Origin of the sequence: Cronbergia sp. UHCC 0137 (assembly GCF_034932285.1) — a bacterium.
Lineage (GTDB): Bacteria > Cyanobacteriota > Cyanobacteriia > Cyanobacteriales > Nostocaceae > Cronbergia.
Window position 1 is genome coordinate 86,747 of the sequence record NZ_JAYGHC010000005.1, and the last position, 25,484, is coordinate 112,230.

Below are 25,484 nucleotides of genomic sequence, written 5' to 3' on the forward strand. Positions count from 1 at the left end.
GAACGTCTCTACTTTTTTACACTTTAGGCAAAAGCAAAGTTATTCGCCATCAAGGTACTAGCTTGAATACCCATCAATGATGCCAATTCAGTATTACCAAGTTTAACCAAGGTGTCGTTACCATCTTGCATTAATGTCAGTTGGCTCAATTGAGTTACCCCAATACCACCAATACCAATTACATCTGTTCCTAATACAAAATCAGTCACAATGTTTTTACTGCTTGGTAAACTAGCATTAGCAATCCAGAACTGGTCAGCACCATTACCACCAGTTAAACGATTACCACCACCTACAGCAAAGAGTTGATCATCTCCATCACCACCATAGAGGAAGTCATTGATGTTGGCGGTTAGTTCGTCGTTACCAGAACCACCATAGAGTCGGTTATTGCTACCACCGCTCATGAGTGTGTCATCTCCTGAACCACCGAATAGCATTTCACCGGAACCCTCTACTACTTCTAAATTGTCTGCACCAGCAGCACCAAATAGTTGGTTTTTACCGTTACCTTGAAGGATTTTCAGTTGATCATCTCCATTGTTGCCATTGACGCTGGTATTGATAGCGTTGCCGTTTTGGCCAATAAAGACCTGATCATTACCTTCTCCTGTAAATACAGAAGAGTCGCTGCCTACAAATACCGTATCGTTACCGCTTCCAGCGAAAATGGTGTTATCCACAGTTGAATTTATGGTGTCTGCACCGTCTCCACTGAAGAAGGTTTGATTGGGTTGAATGGCTAGGTTATCGTCACCGGTACTACCAAAAGTAATTACTGGTTCTGGGTTAAGGTTAACTTCATAGACAGTAACGGTTTTGCTGACTTCGTTGGAAAGAACTAACAGGTTTTTACCGTTGGGGCTATCTTCAGAAGGAATAAATACTAACCCTTCAGGAGCAACATCACCGGGTTGAGCGGGGGAATATTCGATAAATTGGGGATTTTCGGGGTTGGTGACATCATAAATCATCACTCCACCAATTCGTTCTAAACCGATGAAGGCATAGGTGCGGTTATTGATCACACCAATAGTAACACCTTCTGGTTCGGGTCCTTTGTTATCGCTGCGGTTGTCAAAACCTGCTTCTGGGTCTTCTCCATTACCGTTGAATATCCAGGGAACTTGTTGAGCGGTAATTTTTTCAAAGGCTGAACCACTGTCATAAACGCGGTTGCCTTGGTCATCCCATATAGTGAAGGAGCGAGTACCATAAGCAAATATCTGATCGTAGTCTCCATCACCGTCGGTGTCTCCATCAATTGTGGAAACAGTTAACCGACCAAGATTAGCATCCTGTTGGAGTGTGGCTGCATTGGGGAATGCGGTAGAATCTAAGTTTAAGGAACTTACCCTTGCATCTTCATCACGGGCATCTCCTTCGTTGGCGGTGATGTAGTAGGTGCGACCATTGGCTGCGTAGGAAGCGATCGCATCGGGCATAAACATCCCAAATACAGGCCAGTTCTGAATATTGATTGTACCATCGCGATCGCTGGCATCTAATTCATTTCCTGGCAAGCTGTGATCAACTAAACCTAGTGGCACAATATCGATAACTGTGGCTGTGGCTACATCAACAACCGCAACTGCATTGTTTTCCTGCAATGTTACCCAGGCTTTAGTTCCATCATTGGAGAAGGTAATATATTCTGGTTCGGCATCTTCTGAGAATATCTTGTCAGGGAAAATGCGTACACCTTGACTTCTCAATGTCTCTTCTTGACCATCAAAGCTGGTAAAACTGGCGGTGGATACGGTGGCGTTAGCAGCACCTTGGGAAACATCTATGATGCTGACAGAACCGACAGGATCGCTGGTATCAGTAGGTTGTCCTTCGTTGGCGGTGAGAACTTTTGTACCGTCGGGGCTGAATACTACCATGTCAGGTAATACACCAACAGTCACATCGTTAATTAATGTTCCAGCAGTGTTGTAGAAAACGACTTTACCGGGGTCATTGGCATCGGTGGCTTCCACAGCGATCGCAACTATGCCGTTTTTAACTGCTACACTATTGGCACTGCTACCATAGGCAGAAAGATCAATACTAGAAATCGCTGTTAAGTTGGTAGGATCACTAAAGTCCAGAATTTGGATAGATGCAGAACCATCCACCACAAATAATCGCTGACTGACAGGATCATAAGCTGTAATCTCTGCCCCATCGCCAGTAAAGCCACCAATTTTTTTCAACACACCAAAATCATTGTCGGTAATGGTAGCGTTAATCGGGGCAATGTTCAGGTCGTTGTAGCTGGTATCTTCGCTGGTGGTGGTATGTGCAATCAAGCTGGGGTGATTGGACTCTAAAATGGCATCATCCACGGCTGTGACTGTCACTGTTTGAGCTACATTCCAATTTTCGGGAGTAAAGGTTAAAGTAGCGACACTGGTTGTAACTTGACCATCAGGATTAATGTTGATTGTCACATCTCCTGTGGGTTCAGTCTTTAAAGCAACTGTGTAACTATCTGTTGCTCCACCTTCAACAACACTGGTGCTATCTTCAGACTGGATAATAATTACACCAGGGATTGGTAAGTTGCTATTATTGTAAACACCAGGATTGCCAACATCCCCAGCAGTGGAAGCAAAGGAATTTTGGTCATCATTGGTAGCAGCAGCCATCCATTCGGTGATTTCATTATTACCAAGGTTTTCGGCTTCAGTCCAAGCTGCAACATTTTGGGTGCGAATGCTACCAGGGAAGGTTTCATCTCCATAAGTGAGACGATCAACCAGTTGATCATTGTTGTCGTATAGGTTAATTTCGTCAGCACGGCCTAAATTGGCGGTTAAATCACCAATAATTTTAACGGTGGCAGATAATCCCCAAGCTGTGCGGAAAGTTTCTGCGGGTGCTTCCGTTAAGATCACCGATTGTCCAGGTTCAACAGTACCGAAAGCACTTAAATCTACTGTTCCGGCTGTACGAGAATCATCATCAAAACTCCAACCAGTCATATCTACGGCGTTGGCGCTGAGGTTGGTAAATTCGATAAATTCACCACTGCCACCAGAATAGATATACTCAGTAATCACCATGCCTTGCTGCATTTGATTTGTCAAGGCGCGATCGCTGCGTTGAGAGAGATTTTGGATTCTCAAATCTTGGTCAGGAGCCACATCTGCAAAATTGAAAGCTGTATTTTCAGTATTGAAGTTGGCTAATAAATACTCTGCAAAGGCATCTTGTTCAGTTCCAGAAGCCGCAAAGTTAGATTGTCCAGGGTCAAAGGTTGTAGAATCGGCAACTGTACCTAAATCTACGCGGTTAGCAAAGGTAGGATTAGCTGCAATAAAATCTGCAAAGGGATAACTATCACCACCATCGGCTAAAAATGTGAGAGTGACAATGCGAATCCCCCGTGCTGGATCACCTTCTACTTCCCCATCTTTAACTAAAACTTCCCGAATAGTCCCATTTTCATTTAAAATCGCCGCATTTTGGATTCTTTCACCTGCGGGTTTAGTAGCGTCAAAACTGAAAGATACACCACCAACTTGAGGGAATTGTCCAGGGGTTGCTCCCGCCGCTGTTGCTGCCACACCATGTTCTAAAATCTGCACCAACTGTTCCGCAGTTAGAGTAACCAGAGTTAGGGCATTATTGAAACTGAGAGCATTTTGTAAATCTGGTTGAGAAATACCACCATCTGGTTTTCCAGATAAAGGATTTCCTTCTGGGGGTAATTTAACTGATTCAGTAGCTCCGGGGGGTGTCTCTATCCGACCGATACTGTTGCGAATACCACCGCCATTTTTCAGTGAAACAACTGTTGACGGATCTAGGGTTTTAACGTAAGTTAGGTTAGCATCGGCTGTTAAATTGCCTAAATTAGTTTCTTGAGTCCGCACATCTGCGCGAGCGCCATTTAAGAAAACCTCAGTAATCCCCACAACGTTACCATCTTGGGCTACAATTACTTCTCTGAGGGCATCAGTGATGGCTTTAATTTCAGGATCTACTAAATTCTCAGCATTGAGATCAGCAACTCCCTGATCATCAGTGGCATAAGCACCGCTAACGTTGGGGTCAATGCTTTCAGGAATGATTTTACCGGCTTCGTCAAATTCTACCACCAAACGACCGACATATTTATAGTTACCGTCGGTGTTAATAATAGCAACATCTTCATCAGTTGCAGATTTGGTGAGAATGGGATAAACACCTTGGGCAGTATCTCCAGCGCGTAAACGATCTGTTTCATCAACTAGGCGGGTATTTGAACCACCTGCCATGATTACATCTACATCTTTGAGTAGTCCAGCCAATTGTTGCTCAATGCTAATTTGTTGCATATGAGCCAACAGAATAATCTTGTTGATACCTGTTGCTGTCAAGGCATCCACGGAGGTTTGAATTTCCGCAGCTAGAGCAGCGATATCGGTTGAGTCTGCTGGTAAGACTCCCACATCCCCAGGGGAGGAAATACTTGGCAATAATGGAGTAGTAGCGCCAACAACACCAATTTTTTCACCATTAACGGTAATTACTGTACTCTTGGCAATTTTACCAGGAATGATATTGGCTTCTTGTCCGTCAGTGGTTACTAGGCCTGCCAGGTCGGTATTAGTGCTAAAATCTAAGTTGGAACTCAGGTAGGGGAAGTTTGCACCGGGATAAGCCTCATCTGGTGCTAGGACAGAGTTAACAAAGCTAGTACCAAAGTCAAATTCGTGGTTTCCGAAGGCGATCGCTTGAAAACCCAACTCGTTTTGAATGATAATATCGGCACGGCCAGCACCTGCTTTCCCCAACAGAGGATCTAAAGAAGGGTCTTTTCCAGCATCTAAAAATAAACCAGGAATGTAGGCATCACCGGAGGAAAGAACAACTGTGTTGGCATAATCTACTGTACCATCACCATCTTTGTCTTCGTTTTTCAGTGCATTGAGAACAGCACTAAAGCGGGGAGCATCATCTAAAGCCGGAACACCAGCTTCCTGGTCAGCAGCATGGAGAATTTGCAGGGTAAATGTATTATTTAGTAAATCTTGGGCAGCGATCGTTTGATCGTTAAATTCCAAAAACTCGACGTTTTCTAGGGTATCAGTGCTAGACCCGACTTGAATAATCAAGTTTTCAGTGTCAATCACACTGACTGGAAAATCAGCAAAGTTACCATCATAAACAACAGTATCTATGCCTTCTCCTCCATCAATTGATTTAGTTTCACCAGGTTGACCACTACCAATAATTCTGTCATTACCAGGACCGGCATCTACCGTGTCGTTACCTGCACCAGGATCAATGGTGTCGTCACCACCACCGGCATTAATGATATCATCGCCACCAAAGCCTTGAAAAATTTCGCTAAATCCTGTACCATTTTGGATATCGTCGCTTTCACTACCAATAAATTCAGTGGTGCTGTTGTCAATAGTGTCAGGTGCAGCAGAACCAAAGCTAGTGGTAGTAATATAATTTGTAGACTCACCAGGAGCAAGGGTATAGCTGTTACGAAGAGCTAAGGTGATATCGTATCCACTTCCCTCATCAACAAAGCCGTCGTCATTCACATCAGGATCACCAGAATCAGCGTCAATAGCATCATCTAAGGCTTCACCTGCAAAGATTCGGCTTCGCAATCCAGACCATTCATCTACTTCAAAACGACTAGGAGGTAATACATTTCCTCCTTCTGCGGTAATACCAACAAATGTAGTTGCAGTTGCTGGCTCTCCGGCTGTATCTGTTTCAAATAGTATTTCTTGATTGCCAATTTCTAATCTACCGCCACCATCTACTAAGCTGCCATCAAAGTATAGATCACCATCAAAGTAACGAATCAATTCAAAGGTAATTGGTGCAGTTCCAGTATTCGTAACCGTATAGGTTTGGGTTAGTCGGCTACCTGTTCTAGATCCTTGTTCGATTAAGTCGGCTGCAACTTGTAACAAGTTAAAACTGAGGTCGCCAACAGTAAAATTACTGGTAGCATTACTATCGGAAGAAGTAACAAAAGTTGGAGCAGTTAGTTCGTCAATAGAACCAGTGCTTAAAAAAGTCCGCTCTCCAGTATCTCCAATCCGAATCGCCACACCGGATTGAAAGGTTGTACCGGCCTCTGCAATTTCGCCAATGGGGTCATAGAGGGCATCAGTGGCATCCTCTCCACCAATGTTACTACCAAAAGCACCAAAACCATCAACACCGACCTGTAAACCACCGTCTCCAGTAGCAGTTTTTAAGAGTGCCATAAATAATTCTTTATTTGAAAGGTATTTCTTCAAAAAATAGTTGATTGATATTAAGAAAAGATTAATCAAGAGTTAAGTAACAATGCAAATATCAGATTGCTAATTTTTCTGGAGTTACACCTGACGGCTCGATAAATGTTGATCACAGGTGATCAAAAAGGGGAGCGATCGCTCTATAATAAATAAGACTGACTTCCTGATGTGCGATCGGCTAAAACGAGTAAAGTATTGTGTAGGGTGCGTCAGATAGAATAATTTAGGCTAAAATCGCTAACTTTAAGTTTCTGACGCACCTTATTTGATCTAACTAACAAATAATGATATTGGTGCTTACACTATCAAAAATGGTATATTTGAAAGTTTAATTAATAAAGAAAACCAATAGACATCTCCGGTAAATATTGTAGAGACGTTCCATGAAACTTCTCTACAGGGGTTTTAGGTCAATGTCGATTAATTCTGATACTTTTCAAACATCCTCTAACAAGCAATATCTCTTTCTCTATAAAAATATTCATCTACTTTTCTCACTTCAATTTAGCCTCACTTCAACCTATTATCTCTTACTGCTTTAACATCTACAGGAATCATCATTACAAACTCTGTTCCCTGACCTACACTAGAAATACATTCTAAAGATCCTCCATGAGTTTGAGTCACAATTTGATAACTAATTGCTAACCCCATTCCCATACCTTTACCTATGGTTTTAGTAGTAAAAAAGGGATCAAACAACCGTTCCTTAATATCTTCACTTATCCCTAAGCCAGTATCAATAATCCTAATTTTAACCCAATCAGAGTCAATTAATTCAGTTTGAATACAAATCTGAGGAGAAAGAGAATTTTCTGATTCTAAACCTGATATTTTATATCTTTCCTCTATGGCATCAATCGCATTATTAATAATATTGAAAAATACTTGATTTATTAATCCAGGATAACAATTAATTAAGGGCATAATTCCATATTTTTTAATGATCTCAATTCCTGGATATCTGCTAGTAGAACGGAGACGATATTGGATTATTTCCAGAATACTATCTATCCCCTGATACAGATTTACCTGCTTGTATTCAGCTTCATCTATATGGGAAAAAATCCTCAATGCTTTTACAATCTGTGTAATTCTTTCTGCTCCTATTTTTATAGATTGCAATAAATTTGGTAAATCAGATTCTATAAATTCCCATTCTATCTCTTTCAGGATTTTGTTAATTTCCTCATGGGGATAAGGATAGTGAACTTGATAAATTTGAATAAGATTAATCAAAGCCTGTATATATTCTTCCGCATAGATAATATTAGCATAAATAAAATTTACCGGATTATTTATTTCATGCGCCATTCCTGCAACGAGTTGTTCTAAACTAGATATCCTAGCTTGATTTACAAGTTCTGCTTGAGTTTGTTTTAATTGTTCTAACGTATGTGTTAACTCTTGGGCTTGTTGCCGGATTTGGATTTCATTTTCCATCACCTTTTCAAGATTATTTTCAATCCGCATTGCCATATTATTAAATTCATGTTCTAAAATCCCTATTTCGTCTTGTCGTTCTTCAGTTTTCCATAAACGGATTCCTTTTTCACCACTACCAAGACGTTGGGCAAAATTAGTTAACCGTTGAATTGACTGAGAAAAAGCCTTAGAAATAAGCAAGGTTACAAAACCTGCTAAACATAAAATACCAGCACCAATACCATAACCTGTAATTGCAATCTTAGTCAGAGTTTTATTAATTTTAAATTCCGGTTCACCAACATAGAAAATACCAATTGGTTTTGCTTTCTGACCACTTAAAAGCATTCGATGGTCGTACATTGGGGCATAGGCAGTTATATAATTTTCACCAACAATATTCGTGCTACCAAAAAACTTTTTTCCCTGATTTAAAACAGCATTTGCTACTTCTCTAGATACCCTTGTGCCGATCGCTCTTGTTGTTTGATCAGAATTGGGAACATTGGTGCTAACACGCCAATCATAAGCAAATAGAGTGGCTGTAGATACTCCTGATGTTTGGGTAATCAGGTCTACCAGTTGATAATTACGATTAAGTAAATTCCCAGCGATCGCTAACCCAACTAGACGATTATTCTGCTTGATTGGTTGCACTGCTATAATTGCCAAACCAATCCGACCATGATCAATATTATAAGTACCTGGGGGAAACGGGAGTTTTGAGGTTGGTAAATTTTGCGTTTGTTGAAATCTTTGCCCGATCTGCCCTTGGGATGCTAAACCTAATTGTTGTAATAAATCACCTGTTATTACTTCTGACCCCCATAGCATTTGCTGTTCAGCAAGGGCATTTTTAACTATAGGTAATTGATTCAGATTAATCCCTAAAGGTACGGAAACCCGTTGATATTTATTTACAGAAGATGATCTTGAAACAGGCAAGCGATCGCTTTTTTCATCCCTAATAATAGTTTGTATATTTTGAGCAACTGTCCGTCCCTCTGCATCTGTAATTATATAAAAACTAGGTTCAAATTCACTATTTATCCTGCCATTAACCAGTTTTTTAAGAACTTTTTGCTTTTGGGTAACTTCTTGCTGATCACTGAGATCAATTTCTGCTCCTTCTACGAATTTTTGTAATACTTGAGCTTGTCCTTGATAACTTTCTGTGATACTTTTAAACTTTTGTTGTAAATAAACTAAATCTTTTTGCAGTAATTCTTGCTGACTGTTAATCAGGTGAACCCTCGCTACACCTAAGATGACTTGGGTAGCCAAAATAGTTGGTAAAGCCGCACCACTAAACAGCAAAATAAAAAGTTTAGTGCGAAAACTCAAATTAATCCATTTTCGGTATATTTTATTGCCCACAGATAATTTGAGCAGTTGTTTGATAAACTTGAATTGTAATTTAAAGGCGATCGGAAAAAACATATCCCTAGTATATACCTTATTGCCAACCATTAAAAACCGTATCTACACAGGCATGGCGCGTAGCGGCTTCCCTACGGGAAGGCCACCTCCGTGGGCTATCAGATCCTCGATTTTTCCTGAGTCCGCGCAGGCGGACTTTGTTTATGTAGCCGCGACTTCCAGTCGCCGGGGCTTAAGTTGACTACAGCAAAATTGCTTTTCCCAATTGCTTTAATATTTGCAAAACTTCCCCTAATTCGTGTCGTCGAGGAAACAAAGAAAATATTCTAGATACATCATATTTAGGAGTATTTGTAAAAGTCAGCTTCAAAAAAATAAACTCATCTCCATTTGTCACCATACCAAATATTGGCAGAGTTGGGTGGGGAGTCGTTAACATATAGCCTAATAATTGCGGTAATGCGGATAGAACTGGAATACTGTTGCGCTTAGACTCAACCACCAAAATCCATAACTTTTCTTGTATAACCAAGGTATCAACAAAACCGCGAATAGTCTCTTCTGGGTCTTCCAATTCTAAATAAATTCCATAGGGTGAACGAATAGAATAGGGAGGATCAAGAAAACCAGCTAGTTCTAAAATCGGTGAAACTACTAACAGGTTAATAGTCCCTTCCAACAACAACCCATTAACACGATGATAATCATAACGCTGTTTAATGCGAGCAACACCCGCTTTTTCTTCTTGATTCAGTTCAGGTAATTCCTCAAACCATTCCTTAAAGAATAATTCATCCTCCGCTTGAGACAAATTACAACGACTTCGTAAATCGTTTAAGCTTTTAATTGTTTCCGTAATTCCAACTTTAGAAACCATTAACTGTTAACTCAAATTTATTCTTAGTTTAAACCAGTTTTCATGTACTTGAACCTGCTCATAAGTGTCAACAAGAAATTTTGGGATATTTTTTATTTGGAAGTCTCTAACCTTTTTGAATATAATCAATACCTTAAACCTACTTAAACAAAATCCCCGACTTCCTAAAGAAATCGGGGACTTGAGGATTCTAAATCAAATTAGAATCTGAAGGTGGTACGAATGGTTCCAACGTAAATGGTGTCGTTGTTATCGTTGTTTTCTGGATTTAAGATCATCAACAAACCAGGAGTGATGAGGATATTGTCAGATACCTTCATCTTGTACAAACCTTCTATGTGATAAGATGTATCACCATCTCTGGTCTCAGTAGCAGCAAAACCGCTTTTTCCAGTAACTCTAGGTGGTTGACCGAAAATCAGACCCAAAACATTACCTTCTCTTCCAAAGTCTTTCAAACCAAGGGTAGCAGCCCAGTAAAACATATCTGCTTCTCTTTCAGTACCAACTTGTTCCTGAGCGTTGGTCAGTCCAGCCCAACCACCAAGGGTGATTTTAGAACTGGGTTTAAAAGAAAGTTGTACACCATAGTTATCAGCCGAAGTAGCAGCACCACCAAAAGGGTTATTGGCAAAGCCACTTCCTGTACTTTGGAAAAGGTTTGGTGCCCCTGAACCTGTACCACCCTTGTTATAAGTGCGAGCGTAGGCTAGAGCAATATTGAAAGCCTTGCTTGGTTTAAAAGCCAACTGACCAAAGATTGTACTGCTACCATCAAACAGACCATTTTTGTCAGTAGGAGTGTTACCACCACTAGGTACTAAATAGGAAGCACTCAAGGTCAAAGCACCTTTAGGATTAAATTCCACATTAACCCCTGCACCTCCAGAACCTTGACGGTAGATAGGGCTAAAACGTCCGTAACGAGAAATAGCGCCTGTACCACTACTAGCAAAGTCAGGGTTAAAAACGTTCACTGTCTCGTTCAAGCCGGCAGAATTCGCTTCAACTTTTACCCGGATACTTTCGCCGAGGAAGAAATCATAGTTGATATTATCAAATTGAATTCCGCTGGTATTAACGTCATGGCCAAGACGAGCCATGTTAGTGCCTGTAGCACCGGTGGTACCAGCGCCTAACGATGAGAAGTTACCAGAGTTAAACCGAATTTGTAACTTATCTTTACCGGTGAAGCTGCTTTCTAAGCTCAATCGCACCCGATTAGAGAAGGTTGTGTTGTCATCTAAGTCAGTTTTAGGACTAGTAGAAGTAGCGGTAGCACTAGCTCTGCTATCCCCAAAAGCTTGAGTGAAACTAAAAATAGCTTCACCCTTCAACTTGGTGGTGGTGGAGAACTGATTAGCTTCCAATTCAGCAGTACGAGCTTCCATGGAGTCTATCCGACCTCTTAGAGTAGCTAATTCAGCAGAAAATTCTTCTTGTAAACGCTGTAAAGTAGATAAATCTTGCTTGCTGATCATGTCAGCAGTAGCTGTGGCGATTAATTCATTAACTCTATCTAAACAAGCATTCAAACCAGCAGCGAATTCATAACGATTCAAAGCCCGGTTGCCACGGAAAGTACCGTTAGGATAACCTGCAATACAACCATAGCGTTCTACTAAGGATTGCAATGCTTGGAAAGCCCAATCTGTAGGCTGTACATCAGAGAATTGAGAAACTGATGTTACTTGGCCGATGCTGTTGGCTTCTTGGGATAACTGAGCAACGCTTGTTACTGATTCTTTAACTTCACCAGCCAAGGCACTGTTGGCGGTTAAAAAGGTAGCTGCAATTAAGGGGCTAACCTTTAAAGCATTCCAAAATAGTTTTGTCATGTTTTTACTCTCACTCACACCTAACTAAACTCACAATCTATGATAATGCACGTTCCCTGTTAAGGAAAAGTACATATTCATCTTTACTGGGGATTATACACTATTTGCGATAGTTAACACAACCCTTTGGCTAATCTTTGATACTAAGATATGGTTAACTTATGGCACTCCCTAAGAATAATACTACGTTTATGACGCAATAATTTCCCTTCTTCTTCAAAATTTTGTAGTAGTCTGGTGATTGTCACTCGCGTCGTGTTTAGCACTTCAGCCATATCTTGATGGGTAACATTTACATCAATTAATTTACCCTGCTCTAGATCTCGACCAAATTTTTCACTGAGCCATACTAAGAACAGCCACAATCTCAGTGAAATTGGTTTACGATGTACTATACTGAGAAGCTTTTCAGCCTGTTGAATATGGGATAAGAGAGATTCAACATTTTGATGCCAAAGGTGAGACGGAACAATGCTAACTTCTACACTTGTCAGACACTCTATTTGATAGGGGCTAACACTGGATAATGGATAACCAATTAAGTCCCCTATTCCCCAATAACCTAAAGTGATAAAAACTCCATCTTCTCCCCAGGTCAGGGTACGAACTACTCCCCGTTCTATTCTCCACAACAAATCTTTTTCTAAGGGAATCACATCCCGACGATTAAATAAGCGTTGGAGTAAGTTGATATTTCCTATGGATTGTGGGGTATGACTTGTAGAATACGTCATTGCAGGTCTATGGTTTTTGAATGTTTACCTGATGTATCCTGGCAATTCATCACCAGCAAGGTTTTTTTGTATGATAAAGTGCAATTTTATACGGTATTAGTGTTACAACTATTTCAGTGTAAATAAGCTACGTCTTTTTGTCTCAACCAGAGACGCAAGAGTGTGGTCTAAATACATGAAAGATGCTGTATCACCTGTACGAATGAACTGTGATATCTTTGTGTACTTTAATGGTAGAAGTTTAAGAATAGGTAAGGATTGAGTGAAATGTACGTTTTGCTATATATTTAGATTATTGAAACTAAAAAATATTCTAATCCTGAGTATAAATGCAGGTCTTAAATAGTGATTATACGGTCAGCAGAAAGAAGAAGTCCTTGTAGAGACTTTCCATGGAAAGTCTCTACATTTATTTTTTCCTGGAGATGGCTAATTGTTTCACTCCTGCTTTACGATCGCTGTCCGGTGACAATGTATGCTACTCTCTGACCGATATTAGTGGCGTGATCTGCCATGCGTTCTAAACAGCGAATTGCTAAGGTTAAAAGCAATATTGGCTCTATGATTCCAGGTACGTCTCGCTGATAGGCTAGGGTCTGATAAAGGTGTTCATAGGCGTTATCTACTGTATCATCTAAAAATTTGATTCTTCTACCGCTAACTGCATCTAAATCTGCTAAGGCTACTAAGCTAGTTGCTAACATGGCTTGGGCATGATGAGACATGAGGGCAATTTCTGGTAGTAATTCGTGGGGGGGATAGGGAAAATTTTTAATGGCAATTTTAGCTAGATCTTTGGCATAGTCGCCAATACGCTCTAAATCACGTACTAATTGCATAAAAGCACTCAATTGGCGCAGGTCTTGCGGTGTGGGTGCTTGCAGGGTCATAATTGATGTACAGTCTGATTCTATTTGTCTATAAAAACGGTCTATTTTTTTATCTAATCGAGGGATTTCTTCGGCTGCGGTTAGGTCGCGGTTGCATAGGGCTTGATGGCTTAGACGAAATGATTGTTCGACTAATGCTCCCATCCGTAATACATCCCGTTCTAAACGCCTCATGGCTCGTGCTAACTGTGTATCAGCATTTTGATCATCAATAACGACTTTCACACTTGTGATTCTCAAACGTGAATATATTTAATCATAGCAGGAGTCAGAAGGGGAGGAATAATTATTTACTCTTTTACCTGCTCCCACAAATACGAGATATTTTTTTATTTGGAAGTCTCTAAATCGGTGATCGGAAGATGGATTTCTAACCAAGCACCATCGGTTTCTGGGTGATTCATGGCTGTGATTGTACCACCGTGAGCTATAACGATTTGTTGGACGATCGCTAAACCCAAACCATTACCTGCGATCGCTGTTGTAGTATTACCTTGAGAAGTTGGTGAATGAAATCTGGCTTTATCTCCCCGGTAAAACCGTTCAAAGACGTGGGGTAAGTCTTCTGGAGAAAAACCCACACCGGAGTCAATAATATTTATTTCTAAGTTTGGGGATTGGGAATCTTCTGCTGAGTGAAGTTTGGTTTCAATTTGAATAGTTGTATTTGGGGGACTGTATTTAATACTGTTGTCGAGCAAATTTAGGAACACCTGGTACATTCGGGATTTGTCGGCTTGAATGCAGATGGTTTCGGGTCCCGAATAAGTAAAATCAAGATGATTAAGCTGGGCTATTGGTTCTAGTGTTTCCCAAACCGAGGTAATGAGCGATCGCACTTCGACCATTTCCAAATTTAACTGGATGGTGGGGTTGGTTTCTATTTGCGTCAGGTCTAACCAGCTTTGAACTAAATTAATTAACCGATCTACCTCTTGCATCAAACGATTAACCCAACGATTTAAAGGGGGATCTAGACGGTTTTGCAGGGTTTCCACGACTAACCGAATGGAAGTTAGGGGTGTTCTCAGTTCATGGGCTAGGTCAGAAAAAGAGCGATCGCGATCCTGTTTTAAATCTAAAAAAGGTTGACGATTTTCTAAAAATACTCCCACCTGTCCTTGGGGTAAGGGTAAGCTAGATACCCGCAAAGCTAAAGATTTTAAATCTATCATCGCGGTGGCATTTTCCCGGGAAGGGTGAAAGATCCATTCTCGTAGTTGGGGTTTTTGCCAATCACGAGTTTGTTCAATTAATTGGTCAAGTTCATAAGACCGTACCAATTCTAGTAACAAGCGTACCTGTCCTGGTTGCCATCTTTGTAGATGTAATATTTCCCTTGCTTGCTGATTACACCACAGCAGTTGATTTTCATCGTCTACTTGCAAATAACCCAGTGGAGCAAAATCCAGCAGATTCTTGTATGTTTGTAGCGATCGCTCTAAATCTTCCTGCTGTCGCTTCATGGCCGAAATTTCCCGTCGTAACCGTGGAATCAGTGGTAAGGCCACTTGATAAGAATGGGAGGTTAATGGTTGAATTAATTGCTCCAAATAGCGATCGATTTGCAGCTTCTTTCCTACCCAAAAACCCAGACCAACGAACAAACCCAGCAGAAATCCCAATATCAGCATTTGCATCGTTAGTTACGATTTGATTTATCAAAACTAACAGGTATTAACCAAATCTATAACCAAAACCTCTAACAGTCACAATATACTCTGGATGACTGGGATCTTGTTCTAACTTTTCTCTTAACCAACGGATGTGAACATCTACCGTTTTGCTATCACCAACAAAATCAGGACCCCAAACCTGATCTAATAGTTGTTCCCGTGACCATACTCGTCGAGCATAACTCATAAATAATTCTAATAAGCGAAATTCTTTTGGTGAAAGATTCACTTCTTCTCCACGAACCAAAACACGACACTCTTGGGGATTTAAGGTTACGTCTTTATGTTTGAGAACTGGTAGTTGGGGTAGAACGCTTAGACGTTGACGACGAAGTAAGGCCCGACACCTAGCTACTAATTCCCGCATACTAAATGGTTTGGTCAGGTAATCATCTGCGCCTACTTCTAAGCCCAGAACTCTGTCAGTTTCACTACCTTTAGCACTAAGCATTAAAATCGGCACTGAGTTACCTTGATGACGTAACAGACGACAAATATCTAGTCCATTGATTTGGGGTAGCATCAAATCCAAAACAACTAGGTCTAAGGGTAATTCTCCTGTACTTGGTTCACAATTTTTCAGATATTCTATGGCAGAACGTCCATCCCCGACGGTGATTACTTCATAGCCCTCTTCCTCTAAAGCTACAACTAGCATTTCTCGGATCAGTTCTTCATCTTCTACTACTAGAATACGGCTGGTGTTCCCGATCTCTGCCCTGGTAGAATACTTTGTTAATTCGCTGGTATACATTGGTTAATCACAAAAAACTGCCGGACTGGAATTGGCTGGATAATTACTTAACCTCAGTTTACCAATACTTAGTCTCGTAAATATATTCTTAGCAAATTCTTAATGTATCTAAGAGAACGATAGCAGGGGTCCTGACAGGTGTAGGTATTTTACAATCAAGAAGAGTTGGCAAAAAGAAGTGAGAAAATCAAGGAAGAGATAGGGGTGTATGGTGGGAGAAAATGCTGAAAAACGAGCAACTCAAACAATGGTCAAGGATAGTATCAGAGCATCTGCCTCATTTGACGATACCACAGGCGATCGGTTTGGCGATCTGGAGCTTTGGAATGGTGATGACCAAATCAAGTAGTTTAACTCAGGTATACCCAACACGGCTTAATTGTTTGATTCTCCGGGTAGGGTTTTAAGCCCTGGCGACTAGAAGTCACGGCTACACAAACAAAGTCCGCCTGCGCGGACTAACGAAAAATCAAGGATTGGAAACCCACGTAGGTGGCCTTCCCTACGGGAAGCCGCTACGCGCCATGTCTGTGTAGATGCGGTTTCTAACCGCCCGTTTAATTATAAATCTAGGGTTTTCGTGATTATACAAAAGTCCATATCTCAACCGTTGTGAGTATAGCTCTTGCTGTTTCTACTCTGTGGATGGTGATGTTAGGTGGTGCAGCCACTGAGCAAACTCCACCTACCAACAGAGAACTTCTGCCTGCAAAACACATTGCTCGAACCAAACCCCTCAATTCCCACCCTGTTCGCCAACTTTCTTGTTTTGTGCTTGGTTTCCTGACTTTAACTGCTAATCTACTACAGGGCTTGTCTATTTGCCTTCTTCCTTGGACAACATTTCCTTCCACTCCTGTTGATAGTTTTTACTACTCCAACTCCTCTTAATTGTAAAATACCTACACCTGTCAGCCCTGCCCCCTGCCTTCTTCCCATTTCCCCATTTTCTACATAGATGACTATAATAAGGTTTTGTTTTCCCAATTTGGTTTTGATCCCGGTTTAGTTAGAATACGATCAACTCAAAACCGCTTTAAACTGGTATTAGCGATCGCCCATGAATCAATTGAACAATGGTTTTACATTATTTCTCAGTTTGCTAGTGGAGGCAATGCCTTTTTTACTACTGGGAGTTTTATTCTCCAGTTTTTTGCTATTTTTCATTGATGAGCGCAAATTAGTGGAGAGAATGCCTAAAAATCCCCTCTTGGGGGCATTAGTCGGCAGTATGATTGGCTTTTTGTTCCCGGTGTGTGAGTGCGGAAATGTGCCAGTAGCGCGGCGGTTATTGATGCAAGGAGTACCTACACCTGTGGCAGTTGGATTTTTGCTGGCAGCGCCGACAATTAACCCGATTGTGATTTGGGCAACTTGGACAGCGTTTCGAGATCAACCAGAAATAGTGGTTTTGCGGGTCGTTTTATCTTTATTCATTGCCACGGTGATCGGTTATGTTTTCAGTTTTCAGCACGATCTAAGTCCTTATTTGCAACCTGCGATCGCTCGATATCTCAAGTTTAACCCCCCTGCTCAACTCGAACCTAAGCGCGGACGTAAGAATACCTCTGTAAAAGAGCAATCCGCTACACCTACTTTATTGCGATCGGGGACTTATTTTTTAGGCGGACAAGCAGGTGTCACCAGGATAGATAGTAATTTAGCTCAGGCAGATAATACACTAGGCTTCAATCCGAATAAATCTCTCCCAGATAAACTACGGCTGGTGTTAGATAATGTGATTCAAGAATTAAGAGAATTAGGTGGAGTGATGGTACTCGGCAGTGCGATCGCTGCGGCTATTCAAGTTTTAGCTCCCCGTGAATTTATCATTAGTTTGGGTGGTGGACCAATTAGTTCAATTGTTGCCATGTTAATATTAGCAGCAGTGGTGTCAATTTGTTCTACAGTCGATTCGTTCTTTGCTTTATCTTTTGCGTCAACGTTTACCAGTGGATCTTTATTAGCATTTTTGGTTTTTGGTCCGATGATCGATATTAAAGGTGTTGGTTTAATGTTATCCATTTTTAAAGCTAGGGCTTTATTTTACCTCTTTGCTTTGGCGGGACTATTAGCTTTCTTTTGTACTTTAATTCTAAATCTATATGTTATTTAAAATTAGCCATGGCGATTAATCAAAGCCCCGGCGATTAGAAATCACGGCTACACAATCAAAGTCCACCTCCGTGGACTAAGAGAAAATAAGTAACTGTTTTATAAACGCCAACTTTTTCCCCTGCTCCCTGCCCCCTGCCCTCCTATATGACTTCTAACCAAAATCGAAAATTAAAGATTAAAAATATTCTCCTTCCTTGGCTAGATGTTTTAGCAATTACAGCTTGGGGAATTTTAATAATCAGATATTGGCTAACAGAAAGGCTGAATTTATTAATTCACCCTGATTACTTTTGGTTAGTAATTTTGGGTGCTATTGGCTTTTTGATAGTTGGTGTTTTCAAAGCAGTCCAACTTTGGCAAACCCGTCAGCGTTACGAAGTGCCTAATGTCCAACATATAAGTTTATTTCCCCCTGGTTGGGGTAGTGCTTTGCTTTTAACAACATCAGTTTTAGGATTTATTATTACACCACAGGTTTTTGCGAGCCAAACAGCACTAGATCGGGGTGTGACAGAGTTAATTGGGGCAACACGAACCCAACCTCAAGCATTTCGGGCTACTGTTAAACCAGAAGAGCGATCGCTCATAGACTGGGTACGCACACTGAATGTCTATCCAGAACCAGATGCCTATACGGGACAAAAAGTAAAGGTACAGGGATTTGTGATCCATGCCCCCGAAATGGACAAAAACCATTTATTTTTAGCGAGATTTGTAATTACTTGTTGTGCCGCAGATGTCTATCCAGTAGGTTTACCCGTTAAACTCTCAGAAAACCGCGATCAGTTCCCACCCGATACTTGGTTAGAAGTAGAAGGACAAATGGTGACAGAAATTGTCTTAGGTAAACGTCAACTTACCATCGCTGCTAATACTTTGAAAAAGATTCCCCAACCAAAAAATCCTTATAGTTATTAAGGATTATTAAGGAAACTCCAAAAATAAGTAGTCAGACAAAATTAAATTCATTCGTTGAGAGAGGGAACAGGGAACAGAAAAACCAGTTGTGTAATTAATTCTGTCTCATTACTTAAATTATCCAATTTTTGTCATCCAAACAAGCTTTCTCACCCTGCCTCCCCTGCCTCCCCTGCCCCCCCTGCCCCCTGCCTCCTGCCCCCTACTCCCTATGACTAAAACCCAAAAATTAATTCAACCATTGGATCGAATAGCGATCGCTGTCATATTATTATTAAGTTTACTAATTGGTTTAATCATCTGGAAAGGTGATGGAGTTAAACCTAGCGTCCGTAATTTTACTTGGCAAAATCAGAAAATTGGCGCGGAAGATATCTCATTTTCCCTCACCTTTAGCCGGCCAATGGACACGAAAAGCGTAGAGGAAAATTTAAAAGTTTATCCAGTAGATACCAAAAATCCAGAGGATTACGCAAAAAACTGTCTAGTCAACACCAAAACCTCAGAGGATAATTCAAAAAACTGTCCAGTTCTAGTCGGTAAAATCAGTTGGGCAGGACGAAGAATGGTTTATACTTTGGTGACACCAGCACCTTATGGCACAAACTATAAAGTCCAATTAGCGGAAGCGAGAGATAAATTTTCGTTACAGGAAGGCAAAAATCGCCGAATGCAGCCGTTTATAGGTAGTTTCAGCACCCGCGATCGCGCTATTCTATATATTGGTGCTAATCCAGAAGAACAAGGACAATTGGTACTCTATAACTTAACTCAAGGGCAAAAAAAGGTAATTACTCCCAAAGACCTAATTGTGATGGATTTTGAGCCATTTCCCAACGGTGAAAAAATCTTACTATCCGCTCGTTCATCCAAAACACCGGACTTACTTTCATCCCAACTTTATACAGTCACAACAGGTATTCCCAGCCAAGTCGGGCAAGAAACAGAACCAGCAGGTAAAATGGATTTGGTTTTAGATAATAAAGAATATCAAAACCTCAAATTTGACCTATCCAGCGATGGACAAAGGATCATTGTACAACGGGGAAAAAGAGATAACCCTGGTGATTTTGGATTATGGTATATACCAGTACCTAGTAATGCCGATGACAAAATTACACCAAAAAAACTACAAGGCAAACCTGGTGGAGACTTTTTAATTACCCCTGATAGTAAAGCCGTAGCAGTAGCCCAAGGACAGGGAACAGCAATTTTATCTTTAGAAACTGATACAACTAAACCCCTAGATTTTCTGCCCCAATTTGGTTTAGTACAGGCTTTTTCTAAAGATGGTTCTCAGGCAGCGATGGTCAAATTTAATACTGATTACACGCGAGATTTATTTTTAGTTACCAACCAAGGTACACAAAAACAACTCTTAAAAACCACAGGTTCAATTCTCAACTGCCAGTTTGATACTGCTTCCCCTACTCTATATTGCTTGTTGACACAGCTAATTTCTCAAGAACAATATATAGAACAACCTTATTTGGTAGCAATTAACCTCAAAACCGAGCAGCAAAAACCCCTCTTAGTGTTACCTCCTGGTCAACGGAATGTGCAGATGAATTTAGCACCCGATGGTTTAGGTTTGTTATTTGACCAAGTAGTATCCTTAGAAACTACTGGTGTACCATTACCAGCTAACACCTTAAAAACAGATGAAGGTGAACCAATTGCTAGTAGTAGTTTGTGGTTAATGCCTTTATTACCCCTGGCAGAAAATACGGACATTGAAATGAAGCCAGAAGCACTTCCCCTAGTCGGGTTTCATCCCCATTGGCTACCATAAAGTTAGGTTAAAGTGATATGAAAGCGATCGCTAGTGGGTAATGGTATATGTAGGGTTTGCGGAAAAAGTCCTTTCGTTAGGGCTAGGAGTCAGGAGTCAGGAGTCAGGAGGATAGTTAAAAACATTTTTTCATCCCTGGCTATCAACAAAAGTGCAAGGTTTTTCAGACACAAGACGCTATAACCTTGCACCTACCGTCTTTTTTTTAGCTTCAAGCCTTTGATTTATCAGGCTTTTAGCTTTATTAAGCAACCCCTATGTATAAACCCGATTTCGCCTGAGAAAAGTCAATATACCAAAAATTTTATCTTATCTTAATTGACATTTTTAACAACGCGATCGCTAATACCAACCATGAAAACCGAACTAAAAGCCAAGTTTTTGCAATATATCCTCGACAAAAAGCAGCCAGAAGAGGGTTTTACACTAATTGAACTGATGTTAGTGATTTTAGTTATGAGTATTTTAACAGCGATCGCTCTCCCTTCCTTAGTCAGTCAAGCCAAAAAAGCCCAGCAAGCTGAGGGTAAACAGGTGGTTGGAGGCATGAATCGCGCACAGCAATTGTATTTTTTTGAAAATGGTGCTTTTGCTCCTCACATAAATAACCTAGCCATTAGTATTCCTGAACAAACAAATATCTATCAATATCAAGTTAACAATACAGTTAGTGATGCAGTTGGTAATAATGGCATGGCTCGGTTAAGAGACTTGAAGAGTTATCTAGGCTCAGTAGTAAATGTAATAAATAGTGACAATGATAGCATAGCATTCGCCTCTTTTTGTGAGTCCGAAACTGCGGGAATAGTCACTACCTCATTACCCCCTGCTACCACAGGAACAGGAGTAAATTTTGCCCCCACTTGTCCCAGTAATTATGAATCTTTAATGAAATAGACCCCTGAAAGAAATTAAATTATATAGACTTTGTATTCCTAAATAGGATTACTATATAATACTTGTAGTGAGTAGTAGATAAATAACGATGTCAGAAAAAACTTTCGATATTGCTTACTTATCTGATAATTTACTTGATTTATTATCAGATATCCAAAATCATGTGGAAATTACGCTAACTCGGCAAGGAGTTCCTTGGGCAAAAGTTTTACCTCTTTCGACCGAAGATCCTATGGTTGAGAAAGCCGATTTAAATCATAGCTCGATGGTGATGAGTAATAAAAATCTTTTAGAGCCAAGAGTTGCGGGTTTTTGGCAAGGACAAGTTAAAATTTCCGATGATTTTGATGATACTTCAGAAGAAGTGATTGCTGCTTTGTATGGAGAAGAATAAAGAGTTTTTGCTAGATACTCATATTTTGTTATGGTTTTTAGAAAATAATTCTAAGTTATCAAATCAAGTACGAGAAATAATTACTAATCGGGGAAATGTAATTTTTGTTAGTGCTATTAGTGCTTGGGAGGTTTCTATTAAACAGTCTTTAGGCAAGTTAATAGCTCCTAATAATTTACAGGAAGCTTTGCGTTTTAGTTGTTTAGAGGTTTTAGAAATGAAGTTGGTACATGGAATAAAAGTTGCTGATTTACCAATGTATCATAAAGATCCTTTCGATAGAATGTTAATTGCTCAAGCTTTAGTCGAAGGATTAACTATAATTACGGTAGATGAAAAGTTTAAATTTTATGATGTGCCGTTGTTAATTATTAAATAGTAAATATAAGTAGGTTGTACTAAAAACCGTTGGGATATGGACTTGTGTGTACACGGTAGGCTTGCAGGGGTGGGGTTCTTTTAGACGGCAATAGTGATGAAAGTCACAGAAAGTAGCAGCAGTAAGCATTACAGGAAATGTGGTAAAAAAAATTTGGGAAGTGATATGAAAGCGATCGCTACTGGGTAAGTTATATCCATAACCGGAACAACCCCCCCCAATATCAAGGAAACCAGCCATGAAAACCGAATTAAAAGCCAAATTCTTACAACACATCCTCGGCAAAAAGAAAGAAGACGAGGGTTTCACCTTAATCGAACTATTAGTAGTAATCATCATCATCGGTGTACTATCTGCGATCGCTCTTCCTTCCTTCCTCAGCCAAGCTAACAAAGGTAAGCAATCAGAAGCTAAACAGTACGTTGGTGCAATGAACCGCGCTCAACAAGCTTACTACCTAGAAAATAGCGACTTTGCTAATGTTATAGGCAATATGGGCTTAGGTATTGCTAGTGAAACAGTTAACTATTCTTATGTAGCCGATGATACTGGCACTGACATTGTTGCTAACAACGGTATGTCTAACAAAAGAGACCTCAAGAGCTATGTAGGAACAGTAGTCTATTTTACTAACGCTCAAAGTGAAGGTGCTACCCTAGCTGCTTTATGCGAAGCTGTCACAGCAGGCGAGGTAACTACCTCAATAGATGGTGTAGCATCTGGTACAGGAACTGCAAGAGTCCCAACCTGTCCTGCTAGCTACTCATCTGTAGTTAAGTAACAGCCTTTCCACTTTTTCCTTTTTATATCTGATAGAGGTGGGTAGTTTAGACTATCCATCTTAATTTTGTTTTAAACTAAATAGGGATGATCTTTTATTTATGTCCCTGTACTTGATAAACTTTTAAACATGACCAATATAGAACTTGAACCAGATATCACATCATTAGAACAAAGAGCGCGACAATATTGGTTCAAAAACGAATATAGTCTAGCTGCTAACTGTTATGAACAAGCAATTACAGCACAACCAGAAGTGAAATCACACTACTGGAACTTAGGATTAATGTTATTGCTCCAAGAACAAGAAGCAGAAGCACAACTAACTTGGATGTTGGGAATGGAAGCAGGAGAACCCCAACAGATTGAAGCATGGACTATTGAACTGATACAAATTCTACACCAAGAAGCCAAACGTCGAGAAAGTCTTTTAGAAAATACAATTGCTTTAGCTATTCGTCAACATATCAGAGAAATAAATCCTCTAGATTTTACTAACCTTCTACATTTAATTCAACTCGCTATTAAATTAGAAACTTTTAATGGTGATGAATTAATAGATTTAGGCATAATTGAATTATTGCAAACAACGGAAATTTTAGATATTGATTTATTATGGCCAACATTAAAAACCGTTCTTAATTATAACCCTTTTCATCCCTCAGTATTCCAATTTGCCGAAGCTTGTCTAAATCATGTCCAAAAACCTAAAACTTTTATTAATCCAGTAGTTCTAGCAACTATTAAAATTACATATTCAATGCGGCAGCCAAAAGTCGCAATTCCACTGATTGAATTATGTTTACGTCTTGAACCTGAAAATGTAGAAGTTTTAAACCATCTAGCTTTATTTTATCTTTTTGATTATAATTATGTCAAGGGTATAGAAGTAGCTAGATTAGGAGTGAATTTAGCAGATAAATTAGCTGATAAAACATTTTCAACTTATATTTTACAAAAAGGTTTAATGGATGCTGCCATTTATTGGCAAGAAACTTGTGAAGCTGTAGCACAACAGAAATCTTTAATAGAATCTTTAATTGCAGAAAATAAGACAGATTTAGAAGTAGCGAGAGTTTTGCGTTTATATCAAGCAAATTACTTTGCTGCTTACATAGAAGATCATCCACAAAAAAATAGGTTAATTCATAATCAAATAGCTAACTTCTGCCAAAGCAATATCCAAAACTATGCTAGTGAAAAAATTAACCGTTATAGCCAAAGAACTAACAATAAAAAAGATAAATTAACTAAAATTGGCTATGTATCTCACTGTTTTTGCAATCATTCAGTCGGGTTTTTAGCTCGTTGGCTTTTTCAGCATCATAACCGAGATAAATATCAAATTCATGCCTATTTAATTAATTATAAACAAATAAACGATCCTTTACAGCAATGGTATATCAACAATGCGACCCAAGCCTATTTAGGAGGAATGCACAGTGATGATATTGCTGAAAAAATTTATGAAGATGAAATTGATATTTTAATAGATTTGGATAGTATTACCCTCGATGTTGCTTGCGAGATTATGGCACTCAAACCCGCACCAGTACAAGCAACATGGTTAGGTTGGGATGCTTCAGGAATACCCACAGTAGATTACTTTATTGCTGATTCTTATGTTTTACCAGATTCGGCTCAAGATTACTATGCCGAAAAAATCTGGAGATTACCCCAAACCTATATCGCTGTAGATGGTTTTGAAGTCGGTGTCCCAACTTTACGACGTGATAAGCTTGATATTCCTAGTGATGCTGTAGTTTATCTGAGTGGACAAAGAGGATATAAACGTCATCCTGAAACAGCACGGTTACAAATGAAAATTATTAAAGAAGTTCCCAATAGCTACTTTTTAATTAAAGGATTTGGGGACTCGGAAACTGTACAGCAATTCTTTAGACAGTTAGCAGAGCAAGAAGGGGTAAATGCTGACAAAATGCGATTTTTGCCCTTAGACTTTTCTGAGGCTGTGCATAGAGCAAATTTAGCCATTGCTGATATTGTTTTAGATACCTACCCCTACAACGGAGCAACCACAACCTTAGAAACACTCTGGATGGGTATCCCCATTGTCACTAGAGTTGGACAACAATTTGCAGCCCGGAACAGTTACACAATGATGATGAATGTGGGTGTAACCGAAGGTATTGCTTGGAGCGATGAAGAGTATGTAGAATGGGGTGTACGTTTGGGTAAAGATGCTGTTTTAAGGCAACAAGTAGCTTGGAAACTTCGACAATCAAGACAAACAGCCCCACTGTGGAATGGTAAACAATTTGCTCGTGATATGGAACAGGCCTATGAGCAAATGTGGGAAAGATATCTTTTGCTCTGATTTTAGTGGGAGCTAAACCAGGAATATTTACGGGTACAAGGTTAATGTTCAT

General features: G+C 39.9%; 18 protein-coding genes. 9 read left to right on the forward strand and 9 right to left on the reverse strand.

Annotation, left to right across the window (positions count from 1 at the left end; genetic code table 11):
* Positions 1 to 23 precede the first annotated feature (23 nt).
* The 8 genes from VB711_RS03655 to VB711_RS03690 all read right to left on the reverse strand — a co-directional run bounded on the left by VB711_RS03655 (position 24) and on the right by VB711_RS03690 (position 15,816).
* Positions 24 to 6,209: a choice-of-anchor I family protein gene (locus VB711_RS03655; RefSeq protein ID WP_323284343.1), complete on the reverse strand. Its 6,186-nt coding sequence runs from the start codon at positions 6,207 to 6,209 to the stop codon at positions 24 to 26.
* 543 nt (positions 6,210 to 6,752) lie between these two features.
* Entirely contained in the window at positions 6,753 to 9,137 is a 2,385-nt protein-coding gene (locus VB711_RS03660; RefSeq protein WP_323284345.1) for a cache domain-containing protein, read from the reverse strand.
* A 151-nt stretch (positions 9,138 to 9,288) separates the two neighbouring features.
* The gene (locus tag VB711_RS03665; protein WP_323284346.1) at positions 9,289 to 9,924 is read right to left on the reverse strand and encodes a type I restriction endonuclease subunit R; all 636 of its coding nucleotides are present in this window, start codon (positions 9,922 to 9,924) and stop codon (positions 9,289 to 9,291) included.
* A gap of 200 nt (positions 9,925 to 10,124) precedes the next feature.
* Positions 10,125 to 11,762: an iron uptake porin gene (locus VB711_RS03670; protein ID WP_323284347.1), complete on the reverse strand. Its 1,638-nt coding sequence runs from the start codon at positions 11,760 to 11,762 to the stop codon at positions 10,125 to 10,127.
* 143 nt (positions 11,763 to 11,905) lie between these two features.
* On the reverse strand, positions 11,906 to 12,496 hold the full coding sequence (locus VB711_RS03675; protein WP_323284349.1) for a Crp/Fnr family transcriptional regulator: 591 nt from the start codon (positions 12,494 to 12,496) through the stop codon (positions 11,906 to 11,908).
* A 449-nt stretch (positions 12,497 to 12,945) separates the two neighbouring features.
* On the reverse strand, positions 12,946 to 13,611 hold the full coding sequence (gene phoU, locus VB711_RS03680) for a phosphate signaling complex protein PhoU (protein ID WP_323284350.1): 666 nt from the start codon (positions 13,609 to 13,611) through the stop codon (positions 12,946 to 12,948).
* A gap of 104 nt (positions 13,612 to 13,715) precedes the next feature.
* Entirely contained in the window at positions 13,716 to 15,020 is a 1,305-nt protein-coding gene (locus VB711_RS03685; protein ID WP_323284428.1) for a PAS domain-containing sensor histidine kinase, read from the reverse strand.
* A gap of 43 nt (positions 15,021 to 15,063) precedes the next feature.
* Positions 15,064 to 15,816, reverse strand: a complete 753-nt coding sequence (locus tag VB711_RS03690; RefSeq protein ID WP_323284352.1) for a response regulator transcription factor — start codon at positions 15,814 to 15,816, stop codon at positions 15,064 to 15,066.
* A gap of 208 nt (positions 15,817 to 16,024) precedes the next feature.
* Between VB711_RS03690 and VB711_RS03695 the strand changes: the two genes are divergently transcribed.
* The gene (locus VB711_RS03695; RefSeq protein WP_323284353.1) at positions 16,025 to 16,165 is read left to right on the forward strand and encodes a hypothetical protein; all 141 of its coding nucleotides are present in this window, start codon (positions 16,025 to 16,027) and stop codon (positions 16,163 to 16,165) included.
* Between the two features lie 235 nt (positions 16,166 to 16,400).
* On the opposite strand, the gene VB711_RS03700 is transcribed toward VB711_RS03695, so the two are convergent.
* The gene (locus VB711_RS03700) at positions 16,401 to 16,670 is read right to left on the reverse strand and encodes a hypothetical protein (RefSeq protein WP_323284355.1); all 270 of its coding nucleotides are present in this window, start codon (positions 16,668 to 16,670) and stop codon (positions 16,401 to 16,403) included.
* A gap of 206 nt (positions 16,671 to 16,876) precedes the next feature.
* Here VB711_RS03700 and VB711_RS03705 point away from each other — a divergent pair, with 206 nt between their 5' ends.
* From VB711_RS03705 to VB711_RS03740, 8 genes are all read left to right on the forward strand, one after another.
* The gene (locus VB711_RS03705) at positions 16,877 to 17,932 is read left to right on the forward strand and encodes a permease (RefSeq protein WP_323284357.1); all 1,056 of its coding nucleotides are present in this window, start codon (positions 16,877 to 16,879) and stop codon (positions 17,930 to 17,932) included.
* Between the two features lie 146 nt (positions 17,933 to 18,078).
* A complete protein-coding gene (locus VB711_RS03710; RefSeq protein WP_323284358.1) occupies positions 18,079 to 18,852 on the forward strand; it encodes a TIGR03943 family putative permease subunit in 774 nt (257 codons plus the stop codon).
* A 211-nt stretch (positions 18,853 to 19,063) separates the two neighbouring features.
* Positions 19,064 to 20,644: a hypothetical protein gene (locus tag VB711_RS03715; protein ID WP_323284360.1), complete on the forward strand. Its 1,581-nt coding sequence runs from the start codon at positions 19,064 to 19,066 to the stop codon at positions 20,642 to 20,644.
* Between the two features lie 354 nt (positions 20,645 to 20,998).
* The gene (locus VB711_RS03720; RefSeq protein WP_323284361.1) at positions 20,999 to 21,541 is read left to right on the forward strand and encodes a type IV pilin-like G/H family protein; all 543 of its coding nucleotides are present in this window, start codon (positions 20,999 to 21,001) and stop codon (positions 21,539 to 21,541) included.
* 88 nt (positions 21,542 to 21,629) lie between these two features.
* Entirely contained in the window at positions 21,630 to 21,935 is a 306-nt protein-coding gene (locus VB711_RS03725) for a hypothetical protein (RefSeq protein WP_323284363.1), read from the forward strand.
* Entirely contained in the window at positions 21,922 to 22,314 is a 393-nt protein-coding gene (locus VB711_RS03730; RefSeq protein ID WP_323284364.1) for a type II toxin-antitoxin system VapC family toxin, read from the forward strand. The genes VB711_RS03725 and VB711_RS03730 overlap by 14 nt, the downstream gene beginning before the upstream one ends.
* A gap of 238 nt (positions 22,315 to 22,552) precedes the next feature.
* Positions 22,553 to 23,095: a type IV pilin-like G/H family protein gene (locus VB711_RS03735; RefSeq protein WP_323284365.1), complete on the forward strand. Its 543-nt coding sequence runs from the start codon at positions 22,553 to 22,555 to the stop codon at positions 23,093 to 23,095.
* A 129-nt stretch (positions 23,096 to 23,224) separates the two neighbouring features.
* The gene (locus tag VB711_RS03740; protein WP_323284366.1) at positions 23,225 to 25,432 is read left to right on the forward strand and encodes an O-linked N-acetylglucosamine transferase, SPINDLY family protein; all 2,208 of its coding nucleotides are present in this window, start codon (positions 23,225 to 23,227) and stop codon (positions 25,430 to 25,432) included.
* The last annotated feature ends 52 nt before the right edge of the window (positions 25,433 to 25,484 follow it).

Coding starts and splice junctions, on each gene's coding strand:
- VB711_RS03710 (WP_323284358.1), top strand. CDS start 18,079: ATGACTTCTAACCAAAATCGAAAATTAAAGATTAAAAATATTCTCCTT.
- VB711_RS03670 (WP_323284347.1), bottom strand. CDS start 11,762: ATGACAAAACTATTTTGGAATGCTTTAAAGGTTAGCCCCTTAATTGCA.
- VB711_RS03705 (WP_323284357.1), top strand. CDS start 16,877: ATGAATCAATTGAACAATGGTTTTACATTATTTCTCAGTTTGCTAGTG.
- VB711_RS03685 (WP_323284428.1), bottom strand. CDS start 15,020: ATGCTGATATTGGGATTTCTGCTGGGTTTGTTCGTTGGTCTGGGTTTT.
- VB711_RS03730 (WP_323284364.1), top strand. CDS start 21,922: ATGGAGAAGAATAAAGAGTTTTTGCTAGATACTCATATTTTGTTATGG.
- VB711_RS03740 (WP_323284366.1), top strand. CDS start 23,225: ATGACCAATATAGAACTTGAACCAGATATCACATCATTAGAACAAAGA.
- VB711_RS03735 (WP_323284365.1), top strand. CDS start 22,553: ATGAAAACCGAATTAAAAGCCAAATTCTTACAACACATCCTCGGCAAA.
- VB711_RS03725 (WP_323284363.1), top strand. CDS start 21,630: ATGTCAGAAAAAACTTTCGATATTGCTTACTTATCTGATAATTTACTT.
- VB711_RS03655 (WP_323284343.1), bottom strand. CDS start 6,209: ATGGCACTCTTAAAAACTGCTACTGGAGACGGTGGTTTACAGGTCGGT.
- VB711_RS03690 (WP_323284352.1), bottom strand. CDS start 15,816: ATGTATACCAGCGAATTAACAAAGTATTCTACCAGGGCAGAGATCGGG.
- VB711_RS03665 (WP_323284346.1), bottom strand. CDS start 9,924: ATGGTTTCTAAAGTTGGAATTACGGAAACAATTAAAAGCTTAAACGAT.
- VB711_RS03695 (WP_323284353.1), top strand. CDS start 16,025: ATGGTGGGAGAAAATGCTGAAAAACGAGCAACTCAAACAATGGTCAAG.
- VB711_RS03715 (WP_323284360.1), top strand. CDS start 19,064: ATGACTAAAACCCAAAAATTAATTCAACCATTGGATCGAATAGCGATC.
- VB711_RS03720 (WP_323284361.1), top strand. CDS start 20,999: ATGAAAACCGAACTAAAAGCCAAGTTTTTGCAATATATCCTCGACAAA.
- VB711_RS03675 (WP_323284349.1), bottom strand. CDS start 12,496: ATGACGTATTCTACAAGTCATACCCCACAATCCATAGGAAATATCAAC.
- VB711_RS03660 (WP_323284345.1), bottom strand. CDS start 9,137: ATGGTTGGCAATAAGGTATATACTAGGGATATGTTTTTTCCGATCGCC.